This is a genomic window from Micavibrio sp. TMED2, from assembly GCA_002168225.1.
Lineage (GTDB): Bacteria > Pseudomonadota > Alphaproteobacteria > TMED2 > TMED2 > TMED2.
Window position 1 is genome coordinate 371,058 of the sequence record NHBH01000009.1, and the last position, 15,813, is coordinate 386,870.

10 protein-coding genes are annotated in these 15,813 nt (G+C 57.6%); 5 read left to right on the forward strand and 5 right to left on the reverse strand.

The window, feature by feature from the left end; translation table 11 throughout:
* Positions 1 to 208: 208 nt before the first annotated feature.
* Positions 209 to 2,146 (forward strand): hypothetical protein, encoded by a 1,938-nt coding sequence (locus CBB62_13495; GenBank protein ID OUT39394.1) that lies wholly within the window; start codon positions 209 to 211, stop codon positions 2,144 to 2,146.
* Positions 2,147 to 2,265: 119 nt separating this feature from the next.
* Positions 2,266 to 2,463, forward strand: coding sequence for a hypothetical protein (locus tag CBB62_13500; protein OUT39821.1), 198 nt, complete (start codon positions 2,266 to 2,268; stop codon positions 2,461 to 2,463).
* Positions 2,464 to 2,688: 225 nt separating this feature from the next.
* Here the strand turns inward: CBB62_13500 and CBB62_13505 are convergent, their stop codons facing one another.
* Positions 2,689 to 4,425: a sodium:proton exchanger gene (locus CBB62_13505; GenBank protein OUT39395.1), complete on the reverse strand. Its 1,737-nt coding sequence runs from the start codon at positions 4,423 to 4,425 to the stop codon at positions 2,689 to 2,691.
* Between the two features lie 202 nt (positions 4,426 to 4,627).
* On the opposite strand from CBB62_13505, the gene CBB62_13510 reads away from it, so the two are divergent.
* Both CBB62_13510 and CBB62_13515 read left to right on the forward strand, forming a co-directional pair.
* Positions 4,628 to 7,294, forward strand: coding sequence for a hypothetical protein (locus tag CBB62_13510; GenBank protein ID OUT39396.1), 2,667 nt, complete (start codon positions 4,628 to 4,630; stop codon positions 7,292 to 7,294).
* A gap of 3 nt (positions 7,295 to 7,297) precedes the next feature.
* Positions 7,298 to 7,594 (forward strand): antibiotic biosynthesis monooxygenase, encoded by a 297-nt coding sequence (locus tag CBB62_13515; GenBank protein OUT39397.1) that lies wholly within the window; start codon positions 7,298 to 7,300, stop codon positions 7,592 to 7,594.
* 16 nt (positions 7,595 to 7,610) lie between these two features.
* On the opposite strand, the gene CBB62_13520 is transcribed toward CBB62_13515, so the two are convergent.
* The 4 genes from CBB62_13520 to CBB62_13535 all read right to left on the reverse strand — a co-directional run bounded on the left by CBB62_13520 (position 7,611) and on the right by CBB62_13535 (position 14,116).
* A complete protein-coding gene (locus CBB62_13520; protein OUT39822.1) occupies positions 7,611 to 9,710 on the reverse strand; it encodes a glucan biosynthesis glucosyltransferase H in 2,100 nt (699 codons plus the stop codon).
* A 23-nt stretch (positions 9,711 to 9,733) separates the two neighbouring features.
* Positions 9,734 to 11,287 carry a hypothetical protein gene (locus CBB62_13525; GenBank protein OUT39398.1) on the reverse strand — a complete coding sequence of 518 codons (1,554 nt, stop codon included), beginning with the start codon at positions 11,285 to 11,287 and terminating at the stop codon, positions 9,734 to 9,736.
* 111 nt (positions 11,288 to 11,398) lie between these two features.
* Positions 11,399 to 12,988 carry a glucan biosynthesis protein D gene (locus tag CBB62_13530; GenBank protein OUT39399.1) on the reverse strand — a complete coding sequence of 530 codons (1,590 nt, stop codon included), beginning with the start codon at positions 12,986 to 12,988 and terminating at the stop codon, positions 11,399 to 11,401.
* Positions 12,989 to 13,081: 93 nt separating this feature from the next.
* The gene (locus tag CBB62_13535) at positions 13,082 to 14,116 is read right to left on the reverse strand and encodes a hypothetical protein (protein ID OUT39400.1); all 1,035 of its coding nucleotides are present in this window, start codon (positions 14,114 to 14,116) and stop codon (positions 13,082 to 13,084) included.
* 405 nt (positions 14,117 to 14,521) lie between these two features.
* Here CBB62_13535 and CBB62_13540 point away from each other — a divergent pair, with 405 nt between their 5' ends.
* Positions 14,522 to 15,799: a hypothetical protein gene (locus CBB62_13540; GenBank protein OUT39401.1), complete on the forward strand. Its 1,278-nt coding sequence runs from the start codon at positions 14,522 to 14,524 to the stop codon at positions 15,797 to 15,799.
* Positions 15,800 to 15,813: the final 14 nt, after the last annotated feature.

The window sequence follows — 15,813 nt, forward strand, 5'->3', positions numbered from 1 at the left end:
GCAGCCGGTAACTTAAATCATGCAATGCCGATTAACTAGCAGGCCAGACCCGATAACCATCAGGTCTGGCATTCATGAATTGTATTCACGATGCCTTGCAGCTTTGAGCCACTAATCTTTTGCCGTGGGAAGTCTTATGTTTGTATGTGCGCATACAATCGTTACCGGCATGTTTTGCGCAACTGTCTTGCCCTTAGCTGCGCAATGATTGGCGCTTTCCCGATTGCTGTATCACAACGCAAATCCGGCCTATGTCAAACAGGCCGTTCAAACCGCTGTAAACCTGCTGCGGATCGGTAGAGCCGGGGAGGCTCTGCGCCTGATCCTGCCATTTGCCGAGAGGCACCAGAAGGATGGCGACGTACAGTATCTGGCCGGTATCGCATTTCTGAAAAACGGTCAGGCCTGCAAGGCTGTTGAGTATCTGTCCAGGGCTGTCCAGCACAAACCCGGCAATGTTGATTATCAGTTTCACCTCGGTGAAGCGGCCCGCATGTCCGGGAAGTATGAGCCTGCGATCAAGGCCTATAAGAAGGCCCGAAAGCTGGGACGCTCAGGTTATGATATCGAAATCAGGATTGCTGATGCCTATGAACGCAAGGGTGAGTTGAACAAGGCGCTGACGCATTTTCAGCAGGCGCTTCAGAACAGGGCTGGAGATACGGCCCTTTCCATTCGTATTGCCAATCTGATGGTTCAGACCGGTGAGCGGGAACAGGCTGTCACAGTCTTGCAGGATGCACTCAGGCAGGATCAGGTTGCGCCACTGTATAACAATCTCGGTGTTGTGCTGAACGATGCTGGTGATCGCAAGGCAGCACTGCAGGCATTGGAAAAGGCCTGCGAACTGGCACCCAAGTCAGTGGAGTATCTCTGCAATCTGGCCAAGGTCCAACAGGATGGTCAGGCATATGATGTTGCCGCTGTAAACTTGCAGCGGGCACTGGAAATTGATCCGGGTGCAATTCGCGCGCTTATCGGGCTTGCGACATTGGAAGAGCGCAGAAAAAATCTGGAAACAGCGCACAAGGTTGCACTTCGCGCACTTGAGTTAGAGCCGGAGAATGCCGAAGCGCGTCTCGTGCTGGCGCGTATCGCTCGTCGTCAGGGAAAGCATGAAGACGTAGTCAGATTGCTTGGGGCTGTCGCGGGCCAGGGCGGTTTGCCGGTTGCGCAGGCAAGCTCGATTGCGTTTGAGCTTGGTCATGCCCATGACCGGCTGGGTGACCAGCCAGCGGCGGTGAGAGCATTTTCACGCGCCAATCAGCTGCATGCCGAAAGCCCGGTTGCACAACAGATAAATGACGCGGCGTTTTTCGCGAAAATTGATCGTCAGTATGAATTTCTGCGGCAATTGGAAAAGGCTTCATTGCCGGACCAACCGTCAGACGGCTTTGCTGATCCAGTATTTCTCGTTGGCTTTCCGCGCTCTGGCACCACCTTGCTCGAACAATCTCTGGCCGGGCATTCGCGTCTGATGACCAGCGATGAGCAACCGGTCCTTGCAGAAGTCCTGCAAGAGGCCGGTGAGATTGACAGTCTGGCTGCGCTTGATGACAAGAGCATCGCCGGGCTGAGACAGGCTTACTTCAAAGCAATGGAAACTGCTGTCGGGCCTCTCGGCGATCGGCGGCTGGTCGACAAGCTGCCGTTGAATATTGTCTATCTGTGCTGGATATCCCGCCTGTTTCCGAATGCGCGGATCATTGTCGCCTTGCGAGACCCTCGTGATGTGGTCCTCAGCTGCTGGATGCAGAATTTCCAGCTCAATGAAGCAATGATCCAGTTTCTGGATATCGAGGATACGGCACGGGCCTATCATGCGGTCATGTCCTTCTGGGCAGAGGCGCGTGACCGGCTGGATATTTCATTCATCGAGCATCGTTATGAAATGCTGCTGACCGACTTCGATGCCTGTCTGAGCCGCATTCTCGGTTTCCTGTCGCTCGATTGGGAGGACAACGTCCGCCAGTTTGGCCAATCCTCATCCGGCAAGGTTATCAGTACGCCATCAGCCCGTGATGTTGCCGGTGGTCGGATATTCACCCATGCCCGTGGCCGTTGGTTGAAATATGCCGATGTGCTTGCCCCTGTCATGCCTGTCTTGGAGCCACATATCAGTCGTATGGATTACCCGCAGGCCTAGAAGCTGTGACAACGAGAACCAGAAGAGATGCTGTGTCTGCTGTGCTGTCGTCATCACTTGCCGGTGCGGGTGTGCTCTCAGCCTACACTGTCCGGGGGCAGAGCCGCGATCAGTCGCCAATTCTTGTCGCGTATCTCACCCGAAGCGGGAATACACGGGTATTTGCCAGCACAATCGCTCGCCAGACCGGGGCCTCTTTGTTCGAGATACGAACAGAGAAGCCATACCCGGAAGATTATGAAGCCCATGTTGATCTGGCCCGTCGCCAGCTTGAGCAGTTGAATAACTGGTTCGCGACGATTGGTATCGAACTATAATTCCCTGTTCAGCAGCATTCACTTCCCTGTTTCTACGATCAGGGAATTTTCTGATTGTGCCGCAGTTCTCTGCCCTGTTCATGGGCAGGGGCACTGTTTTGAGAACGCATGAATGTTGATAATCCCTGTATTGCAGCGATAACAGGGAAACGAGCATGGTTCGCAGACGACTGCCACCACCGCCATTCATTTGAAGGCCAAGATTGACTTTCAAATCGCACCTTGTCATGCGCTCTCTGCCCGCACTTTTTCGATCATGCCTTTTGTTTCATCAGGCCCGCTTCCGAGCTTTTCCATCAACAGCTGGGCGATACGCAGACTGGATTCCAGTGTTTCTGCCACAACATCGTTGGCACCCTCGTCATACAGCATATTCAGGTCTTCATTATTCTTGGACCGCACAATGACCGGTAACAGGGGAAACTGGGCTCGAAGAGACTTTAAAATCGGTTTGGTAGCATGATGATCATCTATCGCAATCACGGCCACTTCGATGTTTTCACCTATCAGGTGGTGCCATAATTCCCGTTTTCGGGCATCGCCATAGATGACATGAAAGTTCTGTTTTTTGAGCCGCTGTACACGTTCCCCATCGTGGTCGAACGCAACATAGGGAATGCGCTGCTCCTCGAGAACACTGGCTATAAGCTGGCCAACACGACCAAATCCGGCAATGACGACTTTATTGCCCCCGCTGATTGCCGAGGATGACGGCGTGGCTTCGCCTTCACCAAAAAAGCGATGACCACAATTTCCGGCGACCGGGGCCAGCTTGAACAATATCGGGGTCAGCATCATGGCCACTACAGTTACCAGCAGGAAGAACTGGACATCCGAGACAGCCATCAGCTGCGTGGACATGGCGACACCAAGGATCATGAGGGCAAACTCACCGGGCTGCGCCAGATATACCGACGCTTCGGCCGCCTGCCTGCCCGGCACGCGGAAGGCAAGGCACAAGAGCAGTATGATGCAGGCTTTCAGCAAATAGATGCCGAGTACGGAGATGGAAAGCAGTGCCGGATGCGTCATCACTTCGGTCAGATTGATCATCATGCCGATGGACAGGAAGAACACGCCAAGCAGCAGGCCCTTGAGCGGGTTGATGATGACTTCAACCTCGTGCTTGAATTCGGTTTCTGCAATCAGCAGTCCCGCCATAAAGGCGCCGAGCGCCAACGACAAACCTGCGGCATGGGTCACAACGGAACAGGCCAGCACTACGAATACGATGAAGGCGGCGAGCCACTCCGGCGTTGTCGAGAAGCTGATGGACCGCAGTACGGGGGTCAGTACCTTTTTGCCAAGCCAGTAAATTACCACCACCGTTGCAGCCCCGAGAAGCAATGAGCTGCCCAGTGCAACAATAACGCTGGTTTCTGCATCGCCGGTAAAGGATGATGCCAGCACCAGAATGGGAACGACGGCCAGGTCCTGCATCAACAGCACCGAAAAACACAGAATGCCAATCGGCCGGCTGGACAGTTTGCGCTCTTCCAGAAGCTTCATCACAATCGCGGTTGAAGAGAGCGCGAATGAAGCCCCAAGCAGGATGGATGCCTGTAAAGCATTATCAAACAGGCTGGCAATGGCGAAAATAACCAGCGCTGTAATCAGTATCTGTGCAGAGCCCAATCCAAAGATAAACCGGCGCAATTCTTTCAGGCGATCAAGGGAAAGTTCCAGCCCGATCATGAACATCAGGGTGATAATGCCAAGCTCACCAAGCACCTGAACGGTTCCCGGTTCATCAATCGAAATATAGCCAAGCCATTCATGCGTGTCCGAGAATTGTGCTATCCCGAACGGGCCGACAAAAATGCCGCAGACAAGGTATCCCAAAACGGGTGAAACCCTGACTCTCTGCAAAAATGGGACGGCAAGTCCGGCAATCGCGAAGAACAGCAAGATATTTGCAATAATATCTATCAGATGATGATGTTCTGCTGCGGCGTGTTCCATGTCGTTCCGTATCCTTGCGCCCGAGAACAGGGCTAATTTGTTTTTCTGTTTCAATAATGGAAAAAAATACGCCTGCAACATCGTTCTGTGCGGCTGACATGGGCTGGTTTAGCATTTAGCCTTGTCGGGCGAGGTCAGGGAGCGGCTGGTCGGTCGCTTGAACGGTCAAGTCGCTCAATCCAGTCAAAAGGCATATCAACACATGCGCAGGGTAGAGCCAGCAGAAGCGGGCAGCAGGGATGGTGTGTCTCTGCCTGCCGATATGCATGCCCGGTCGCCGGAAGACGTGCTGGCCTTGACCGGCACTGCGCAGACCGCCGGTCTTGGTGCTGGTGAAATTGATGTCCGGCAGGCCCGATATGGCAAAAATCAGGTTGCGGGGCGCAAAAGCGTCTCGGCGCTGCGAATACTGGTCCGGCAATTTGCCAGCCCTGTGGTGGCCCTGCTGGCCGCCGCCATGGGCCTGTCGGCATCGCTTGGCGACTGGGCCGAGACCGTGGCCATTGCCAGTGTGCTGATGATTAATACCCTGATTGGCTTTATCGCCGAATTCCGGGCTGTGCGTTCGATGGAGGCCCTGCGGCGACTGGATACGCTGGTCACCCGGGTGCGGCGGGACGGTTATATTCTGGTCTTGCCTGCTGAGGATCTAGTGCCCGGCGATATTATCATTCTCGAGGCGGGCGATCAGGTTCCTGCCGATGCCAGACTGCTTACGGTCTCGAAACTGTCGGTCGATGAGTCCGCGCTGACCGGGGAATCCGTGCCTGTGGGCAAGGCGCTCGCTGCGGTGACCGATGATGCGGCAATCCATGAGCGGACATCCATGTTGTTCAAGGGCACGAGCCTGACCAACGGCTCTGCCGAGGCCGTGGTGACGGCAACCGGCCGGTCGACGGAACTCGGCCGTATCGCATTGCTGGTGGAGGCGGGTGAGGACAGTGCCTCACCGCTTGAGGAGCGGCTGGCGGTTCTGACCCGGCAACTGATCTGGCTGACCCTTGGGGTGACGGTTCTGATCGGTCTGCTGGGCCTGTGGTCTGGTCAACCCTGGCGGCAGATGGTCGAGGCGGCGATTGCACTGGCCGTGGCGGCAATTCCGGAAGGTCTGCCGATCGTCGGGACGCTGGCTCTGGCGCGAGGCATGTTGCGGATGGCGCACAGCAATGCCGTGGTGAGAACGCTCGGTGCGGTGGAGACGCTGGGCACCGCATCGGTGATCATGACCGACAAGACCGGCACGCTGACGGAAAACCGGATGACGGTCAGTTTTCTGCTGACCGTGGATGGGTTGTATGAGGTTGATCACGGGCAGGGCCGTATTACGCCCTGCAAAGATGCCCCGGCGCCGGGGACTGCCCTTGATCACGCCTTGCGGGTCGGGTTGCTGTGCTCGAACGCCACGCTCGACGAGATCAGTGGCAATACCACTGGCGATCCGCTGGAAGTGGCGTTGCTGGAAGCCGGACGGCTGGATGGCCGGGACTGCATCGGGCATCTGGGCAGGCATCCCCGGATCAGGGAATTCGCCTTTGATCCCGGTTTGCGCATGATGGCGACCATTCATCGGGATGATGATGCCGAGAGCAGGGTATTCGCCGCCGTAAAAGGCGCGCCGGAAGCGGTGCTGGACCATGTGACGAGCGTGATCAGCGCCGGTGAGGAACAGCCCTTCACCCCGGCGCTGCGCCAGAAGATCGAGACCGAGATGGCCGCCCTCGCCGCCGAGGGCTACCGGATGATTGCGCTCGCCGAACGATATGCCGACAGCGACATCAGTGATCCCTATGCCGGTCTGACCCTGCTCGGGATAGCCGCCCTGCGCGACCCGCCGCGTGGCGATATTCAGACGGCGATCAATGCCTGCCATGATGCCGGTTTGCGGGTGGTGATGGTAACCGGTGATCACCCGGTCACGGCTAGCGCTATCGCCCGGTCTGTTGGTCTCGACAAGGATGCTTTCGGTGATGATGTGCATGCCCGGGCCACGCCGGAGAACAAGTTTGATCTGGTCGCTGCATGGCAGGCGAAGGGGCATGTGGTGGCGATGACCGGTGACGGCGTGAATGATGCACCGGCTTTGCGCAAGGCGGATATCGGTGTCGCCATGGGCATTCGGGGCACCGATGTGGCGCGCGAGGCATCGGATATTGTCCTGCGGGATGATGCGTTCTCGACCATCGTGCTGGCCATTCGCGAGGGGCGCGTCATCTTCAGCAATATCCGCCAGCTTTGCGTTTATCTGCTGTCCTGCAATCTCGGCGAGGTCTTGCTGATTGCGCTGGCATTGCTCGCCGGTCTGCCCTTGCCATTGCTGCCGTTGCAAATCCTGTTTCTCAATCTGGTCACCGATGTCTTTCCGGCGTTTGCCCTGGCGATGGGTGAGGGCGATGCCTCGATCGACAAGCGCCCGCCACGGCCTGCCGATGAACCTATCCTGACCCGGGTACATTGGGGCATGATCATGTTCCACGGCGTTGCCATCAGCCTGTCCGTGCTTGCGGCTTTTGTCTTCAGCCTGTTTGTGCTGGAGGTCGGCGCGCAAGGGGCGGCGACCATCGCCTTTATCTCGATCGGCTTTGCCCAGCTCTGGCACGTCTTCAACATGCGCGATGCCCATGCCGGTCTGATCCGCAACAATGTAGTCTCCAGCCGCTGGGTCTGGGGTGCCACCCTGTTTTGTCTCGCCCTGTTGCTGGCTACGGTTTTCATACCGGCCCTCTCATCGGTCCTGAACATGGTGCCACCCGGACCTGATGGCTGGCTGGTTATTGTGATTAGCAGCCTCCTGCCCCTGCTTTCCGGACAGATACTGCTAGGCGTACTGCGATTGCGCCGTGCCGGAACCCACCCATCCAAAGGAGATTAACCCATGTCAGCCAACGTAAAGATTGTCGCTATTCTGACCGCCCATGAGGGGAAGGCCGGGGCGTTGCGTGCGCTGCTCGACGGTATGGTTGCCCCCAGCCGGGCAGAGCCGGGCAATCTGCGGTACGACCTCTGGGAGGATCAGGCGCAGCCGGGCCGGTTTGTTATCGACGAGCTCTACACCGACAGTTCGGCGATCGACGCACATCGCAAGACAGCGCATTTCGAGAATTATTTTTCAGTCATTTGCGATCTTGCCGACCGCACCGTGTTCCTGCTCGATCCGATCGAGGTCGCCTGACCGGGCGTTCAAGCCTCTAGCCCTCTTTCTGCTGTCGCTCTGCCTTTGGTTTATAGGCCGGGACCAGTTCGTTGGCGGTGCCGACGAGGGCGGTCAGCTCGTTTTTGTTCATCCATTTCAGCGCGGCTTCCGGCGTCGGGGCGGCCTCGAGTTTGGCACGGGCCGTGACCTTGTCGAGGAAAGCCTGTTCATCTTCACCATCATCGGGCTGCAGCGATGCGCAATGGCTGGTCAGCACGGCAGGATTCTCGAACAGCGCCAGCAATCCGGCGCTCGATGCACCGCGATAGTTGTCGACCAGCGCATCCATGCGAGTGAATGTCGGTGGTTCTGCGATTTCTTCCGGTGTCTTCAACAGGCCGATGCGGGACAGGAATGTGCCGGTCCACTGGCAACCGCTGATCCGTGACAACCAGGGCGAGAGCAGTAGCCCAACCAGTACCGGGGACAGCCAGATCAACTGGTTCGGGGCGAGCCATGCCAGCATGATGCCGGGGATCAGCCCCATCAGCACATGGCGGCGGTGGCGCCGGAATGCCTCGCCCCAGCTCATCACCGCACCTTCACGGGTCTGGGTCGCCCAGCCGCTGTCGAAACCGGCGAAAATCTGCACCACCTGCCAGACCTGAATCATCATCAGGATCGGCGCATAAAGCGCGGAGAGGATAATCTCCAGCACCGTGCTGGCAATGATCCTGATGCCGCCACCGAATTTCCGGCGCATTGCCGGGCGGATCAATGCCGCAACCATGCCGACCAGTTTGGGCAGCAACAGCATAAAGATCGACAGGCTGAACAGCCCGATCATGCGCTCGGCATCGAATACCGGCCAGTTCGGGAACAGCTGTAAACCATCCTCGAAATAGTCGGGCTGGATAATCAGGGTTTGCAGGGTCAGGGTAAAGCCGACCAGCAACATGGCGAGCCAGATCGGCGACATCAGATAGGAGCCGATCCCGACGAAGAAATGTACCCGGCTCGGCCAGCGCAGGCCGCGGGCACCGATGATCTTGCTGTGCTGCAGGTTGCCCTGTGCCCAGCGCCGGTCACGGATGGCGAGATCGATCAGGGACGGCGGCGAGCCTTCCCAGCTGCCGCCCAGATCGGTATCCATGCGCACTTGCCAGCCACCACGGCGGATCAGGGCCGCCTCGACAAAATCATGGCTCATCACATGACCGCCGAAGGGCATGCGACCGGGCAGGGTCGGCAGGCCGCAATTCTCGGCAAAGGCCTTGACCCGGATCATCGCGTTATGGCCCCAGTAATTGCCGTCCTTGCCCTGCCAGGCGGCAACGCCATTGGCGATCACCGGACCGTAGAGTCGTCCGGCAAACTGCTGCAGCCGGGCAAACAGGGTATTGCCACCGGCGAGGATCGGCAGGGTCTGGAGAATGCCCAGCTTTGGTTCAGCTGCCATGCGGGCGGTCATGCGGATGATGGTGTCACCCGACATGACGCTGTCGGCGTCGAGCACCAGCATGTGGTCATAACGGGCACCCCAGCGCTCGATGAACTCGTGCAGGTTGCCAGCCTTGCGTCCGGTATTGTGCTTGCGGCGGCGATACCAGACAGCGACCTTGTTCCGCAGCGCCTGCTTCAACTCGGCATAGGCGAGGGTCTCGCGCAGCCATGCTTCCGGGTCGCGGGTATCGGAGGCGATGAATATCTCGAAATCCTGTCCATTACCGGCTTCTGCCAGTTCCTCGCCCATGGCTTGCAGCGCGGCACAGGTGGCAGCGGGATCTTCGTTATAGACCGGCATCAGGAGTACGGTGCGACCGAGATTGGCGCGTCGTTGGTCGACCTCGTCCAGTTCATTCTGCGATGCGCGGATATTGAAAAACCCCGCAAGGGTCTGGGTTGTCGAGAATGAAATCCAGCCGAAAGTGGTGACGAACAGAACCAGCAGCACTTCCTGCAGCACGGTCTGGGTTTCGTTGCCGAACACCAGATTCATCTGCACATAGCCGTAATATGTCAGCAGGATCGCGCCGCCAAAGGCGACAAGTCGGGCCAGCATGGTGCGGGCCGAGGGCCAGTCAAATGTGGCCTTCGGTGTTTTTTTGAGCGACTGGATCGGCATCGCCAGCGGGGCCGGTGGCGGGGTTGCCATGTTGTTGTGAATGTCGATGACGCTCATGGGCCGTTCCATCGGTAAAGCCATGTCTCGGAAACTGGCCCCTCAGGTCCATGCAGCTCCATCTGCATCTCTGATTTTGCCGTGCCTTCCGGCTCGAACCGGAAGCTGGCGCGGATGAACTTGCCGTCCGGCAATTCGCGCAGTTGCAGTTCACTGACGGAACCGGTCGATACAGTCGGTTGCAGGGAAAGCTGGCTCGGCATGCCTTCATATTTGTGGAAGTCGATGACAAATCTGCGGGCAGAACTGCCGGTGTGATCCGCATCACCGATACGGGTGGTCAGTACCCTTGCCGGTGGCAGATCATCAGGCGCGCCACGGCCCCAATGCAGCCTGTAGGCGAATTCGTGACCATCCGGCTGTGGTCCGATTGGCTGTGCCGGACGCCAGAAGGCGAAGATGTTTTCGTTCAGTTCATTCGAGGTCGGCACTTCCACAAGCATCACAGCGCCTTGTCCCCAGCCGGAGGCTGGCTCGACCCAAACGCTGGGTCGTTGCTCAAAACGGTTCTGGATATCCTGATAGTGATCAAATGTTCGGGGGCGCTGCGTCAGGCCAAAACCGGTCGGGTTAAGGTCCTGAAAAGCCGATATCTCGACCTGTGACGGGTTGGTGAGCGGACGCCAGAGGCGGCGACCGGCACCGGTAATCATCTGCAGACCGCTGCTGTTGTGTACGGCGTTGCGATAGTCATCAATGCCCACCTTGTCGCCGGGCGAGAAGAAGAACATGGAGTTCAGCGGGGCGATCCCGATCTGGCTGATTTCGGTGCGCGGGAACAGACGAGCCTTGATGTCCATCGTGGTGGTGGCACCGGGCATGATCCTGAATTCATAGGCACCGGTGCAGGATGGGCTGTCGAGCAGGGCACAGAGGGTGACCTCCTGGGCAAACGCATCAGGCTCGACGATCCAGATTGCCTTGATGACCGGGAACTCTTCACCGCCGGGGGTGCCGGTCCTGATCGCCAGTGCCCGGGCTGTCGCACCAAAATGCAGGCCCTGCGCCAGAGCGCGGAATTTGCTGGCCCCCTGAAAGACCAGAAACTCGTCGAGCTTGTCCGGTTGGTTCACGGGATGGGACAGGCGCAACCCGCTATAGTCGAGGCCATCGAAAACCTCTGCCGGTGCGCGCCCATCCGGATAACCGAACAGTGCCGGATCGAATTGCAGGTTCTCTGGCGAGAAGCTGATTGGTGTGGTCTGCTCCTTGCCGATCACCGAGAGTTTGACCGGGTCGCGATAGATCAGGCCGGGGGGCAGTGGTGACAGTTTGAAACCCTTGTTACCACCAAGCATGCCGGGTATCTCGGGCGTGGCAGTTATGCCGTGATAATGGGTTTGATCCAGATCAGCGAAAGGCGCAGACAGCGCCATTTTTTGCGCCGAAAATGCGCTGCCAGCCTGATTGGTGGCAAGGCGCACCACATCCTTAAAGCCGCGTATTGCGGTTTCGGCCGGGCTGGCGGCATCAGCCAGTTCCCGCTGATACATGAGTGTGGGGAGCAGGCCTGAAACGGCCGCAGCCATTATGAACTGGCGACGATGCATTATAGGTCAAAACCCGGATGACGGATGTCCAAATTGGCTTTCACACCAACTGATTAGGTAACTTGGGCGGTATCGGGTTGGTTCCCGAAAAAATATTGCGCCGCAAAAAAGTCACGAATGGTCGATGGACGCGCGCGTTATCCAAGTTTCGCTGAGCGTCTTGTCGCCGTGCTTCAAATACGCTCGTAACTCAATTTTATCAATGCCTTCATCGGCTGTAAAATCGAAAGTAAGGCGCCAGCGTTTGGTGCCGACCACGGGACGGACGGCAACCGGTTCGAGAATTCTGCCGCCACGGGCTTCAATCACCGGTTCGACCGTGCTGTCATCAGGCATGGTGTCAAGCGGACCGCCGATAAAGTCCACGACCATCTTGTCGGTACCTTTTGGCAAATCGCTGCCCGGTGCGCCGCCGATGCCCTGATAGGTCGCATGGGTGTGGGCCACCTGTTCCGGCTGTGGATCGCGATCGGTCCAGTTGAGTTTGTACTCGTAAGTCAGCTCATCACCAGCTTCCGGCGTGGTTTCCGGTGACCAGTAAGCGACAATGTTGTCGAAGGTTTCGTCATGGGTCGGGATCTCGATCAGCTGTACGGATCCTTTGCCCCAATTGCCTTGTGGTTCGACCCAGACCGATGGGCGCCGATTGTAGAAGACACCGTCATCCTGATAGTGCTCGAAATTCCTATCACGCTGGATCAGGCCAAAGCCATCCGGGTTTTCATCGAAAAAGCTCGATGTTTCAACGCCCTGATGGTTGTTCCACAGTGCGCGCCAGATACGTTCGCCATGCCCGGTCTTGATTGCCAGTCCGTCGCTATCGTGAATTTCAGGTCGCCAGTCATGGGCGTGATCCTGTCCTCGGTCCCGTTCGGCATACCAGTACATGCTGGTGAGCGGGGCGATACCGATGCGTTTGACCGATTTGCGCATGAAGATGTGGCATTTGACGGTGACCAGCTGGCCCGGCAAATCGTTTTTGTCACGCAGGCCGAATTGATATGCGCCGGTTACCGATGGCCCATCGAGTAAAGCCCAGGCAGTCAGTGTATCACCCTCTTCCTGAGGTGGGCCGAGCCAGATATCAGTGAAGCGTGGGAATTCTTCTGGCTCCGCCAGGCCGGTATTGATGGCCAGCCCACGTGCCGACAATCCGTATTGGCCAAGCGGGCCGTCCGCACGGAAATAGGATGCACCGAGAAATGAAATCCAGTCAGGTTTGCCACCGGGGCGCATGACCCGGAAACCGGCAAAACCGGTATCTTCCGGCAAATGGCGGGCGGGGCTGTCCTCCGGCATGTCGAAGAACGAGCGGTCATAGATTACCTGACGACTCTCGCCACCGCTGACTTCATGGATGTTAACGGGTTCCGGGAAAAACCGGCCGGGATGGAACAGTTCAACCGGCGCGCTGCGGGCTGCCGGGTAGAGGGATTGCTCCTTACGAAACCGGATCTGCCAATGGGCGTCGTAATCGAGCGCCTCAATCTGCTGCGGTGCGGCCACCGGCGTGCGTTTATATTCCTGTTTTGCCAGCCATTTCGCACGCTTAATCAGCGCATCAAAGCTGAATGATGTGCTGGGGCCGTACTTGATGTCTGCGGCACGGGCAGTATGCGCGATCGCACCCCCAGCAAGGCCGGAAAGACCAACGACGGCAACGGACTGGAGCAATAGGCTGCGGCGGGAAACAGTGGTCATGAAAATGCTGTAAGTGACGGAATGCTTCCACCTATAACGCCGGTATTTCGAAAAGGCTCCACGGTTTCGACAAGAAATTAGAAAAATCTGTTTTTAGAAGGCGAGGCGCCCATAAAGGCTGATGCTCGAGACCTGTATTTCATCCTGCATGCCATAGCTGGCGCTGACGCCGAAATCGCCGATTTCCGGAGCAAAATCCAGAATGTTGCTGGTCAGTTGCCAGTTCATCCGGCCATCCTCATAACGGTCGATGCCGAGGGTAATGTCGAAGGCCTGCTCGGCGATTTCCCAGCGACCGGTGACGAGGGAAGTGCCGTGATCGCCATTGTCATTGCTGAGCCACAGCTGTGACAGGGTGAGTTGTTCCGGCAGCCATTCAGGGGCATTAAGGTTGAAGCTGGCATCGGCCCGGAACCCGGTTTCATCCAACGCATCTTCCTGACCCTGCTCGACCCGTCCGATATTCAGCATAGCATTGCCGATATTGATTTCGGCAGCGGTGAAGTGCGAGCGCATGAAGGGGATGTCGCTCGCGTCCTGAACCATCTGATACTCATGTTTCAGCGCCAGTTTGACGATCTCGTCCTCGATCATTCTGGCGCGCGCCTGAAACAGCCCACGCTGGGCAAGGTTGTCGTCGGCGCTCAGCCAGACCCATTCCCCGCCGAGGCTGAAGCGATCAAGGCCAAGTTGCTGGTTGAGGGAAAACTGGTTCCAGTCGTGCCGTTCTGCCGTTTCGGCGAGTTCCACCTGATGCCATTCATGGGCAGCCATGGCCTGCCAGACAATCGGCCCAGCCATCAGCCGACCGCCGGTGAGATTGTTCTGTACGATGATCTCTTCGGGTTTCATGACACCGGTGGAAGACAGCATCAGCTGTTCCGGCGTGCCGAGTTCCAGTCTGAGGCAGGGATCCACGGCCTCACTGTCCAGTTTGCTGACAAGGTTGAGACCGGAAAAACCGGGGATGTTTCGGCTGGTCCGGTTACCTGCATTCTCGCAATAGGCGAATGCCGGGTTCGGTGACGGGAAAGCCAGCGACAGAAGGAGGGCAATCAGGGCCGCCGGGAGAAATCCAGTATGCTGTAAGCAACGTTTTCTGGGTTTGTGATCTGGAGCTTCTTCCATGCACAACTTTTCCGGCTTCGGTGGTTTTCGCCATGCGGGCCAGACATCGGGGAAAAGCCGTCACATGATTTTTCTCATCGTGCTGAAAACCGAGCCGGAAAGAACATCGGGCTGATTTTCAGGCCTGCATCTCGCAGGGGCTACAGCGCATTGGTGTAGCGCAAACCAGTGACCCGGAAATGAACGCGCGTCGGGGCTGGTTGTGGATGGAGGTACTCTAACAAAACAATCCGGTTTTTGAATACCCCAAAGCTTTGTTTCATCGAGCCTTTATAAAGCTTTTTGGATGACCAGGCATAGGCGATGGCCAGTCGATTTTATATTCTGTGCTTGAGCACTGGGCATGTCAGGCCATATGTGTGCTTATAATTTGCCTTTCCGATACCCGTCACAAGCGTGGAAATTATGTCCACTTCAGATATTTCATCGGCGCCTGCCCCGACGCCGGTACCGCCGTCTGCCCCAGCGCCTGCACCTGTCATGGGGATGGTGGAATTTATCTGCCTGATGGCCTGTTTCATGGCCCTGACCGCCATGTCCATCGACATCATGCTGCCCGCGCTGCCGCTGATCCGGGATGCCTATGGCCTGACTGATGGCAATCAGCAGCAACTGGTGGTCATCATCTTTCTGGTCGGTTTCGGCTTTGGCCAGCTGTTCTACGGCCCGCTGTCTGATCGCCTCGGTCGCAAGCCGGTGATCATGCTGGGGGTAGGCATTTATGCTGCGGCGACGACCATGTGTCTGATGGCATCTTCCTTCGAGATGCTGATCGCCATGCGTTTCATGCAGGGGATCGGCGCTGCCGCACCACGCGTGGTTTCGGTCGCGGTCATCCGTGACCTCTATCATGGCCGGCGCATGGCCGAGGTTATGTCATTTGTCATGACGGTATTCATCATGGTCCCAGCGATTGCCCCGGCCATGGGCAGCGGCATTCTGCTGCTCGGTGACTGGCATGAGATATTCATGGTGCTGGCTGCATTCTCGCTACTGGTCATGGGGTGGACCGCATGGCGTCTGGCGGAAACGCGGCCGCCAGAGGCTCGTACGCCGCTTTCCGCCGCATGGCTGGCACAGGCATTTCGGGAAACCGTCACCAATCGTCAGACCCTCGGCTATACGATTGCTATTTCCGCCTGCTTTGGTGGCATGATCAGCTATATCAGCAGCGCCCAGCAGATTTTCGCCGATGTCTATGGCATGGGGCAGTGGTTCCCGCTGCTGTTCGGCCTCGTTGCCGTGGCTCTATCGATTGCCGCGATCATCAATGGCCGTCTGGTCAACCGGCTCGGGATGCGGCGACTGGGGCATCTGGCCATGACCGGTTTTTTCACCATTGCCCTGTTACACTTGTGCCTTGATCTGCTGTTCCATGTGCCGCTGGTGCTGTTTGTCAGCCTGATGTCGGCGCAGCTGTTCTGTTTCGGCTTCATCATGCCGAACTATAACGCGCTCGCCATGGAGCCGATGGGCCGGATCGCCGGTACCGCCTCGTCATTCATTGGCGCGGTGACCACGGCGCTGGCGGCGTTTCTTGGTTGGATGGTTGGGCAGGCTTATGATGGCAGCACTTTGCCCATCTCTATCGGTTTCGCCTGCTTCGGCGCAGCGGCACTGGCCGTCACCTTCATCACCGAAGGCGGCCGGTTGTTTAACAGCGAGACGGGTAATATTCGGTAGGCTGCGATCGCAAC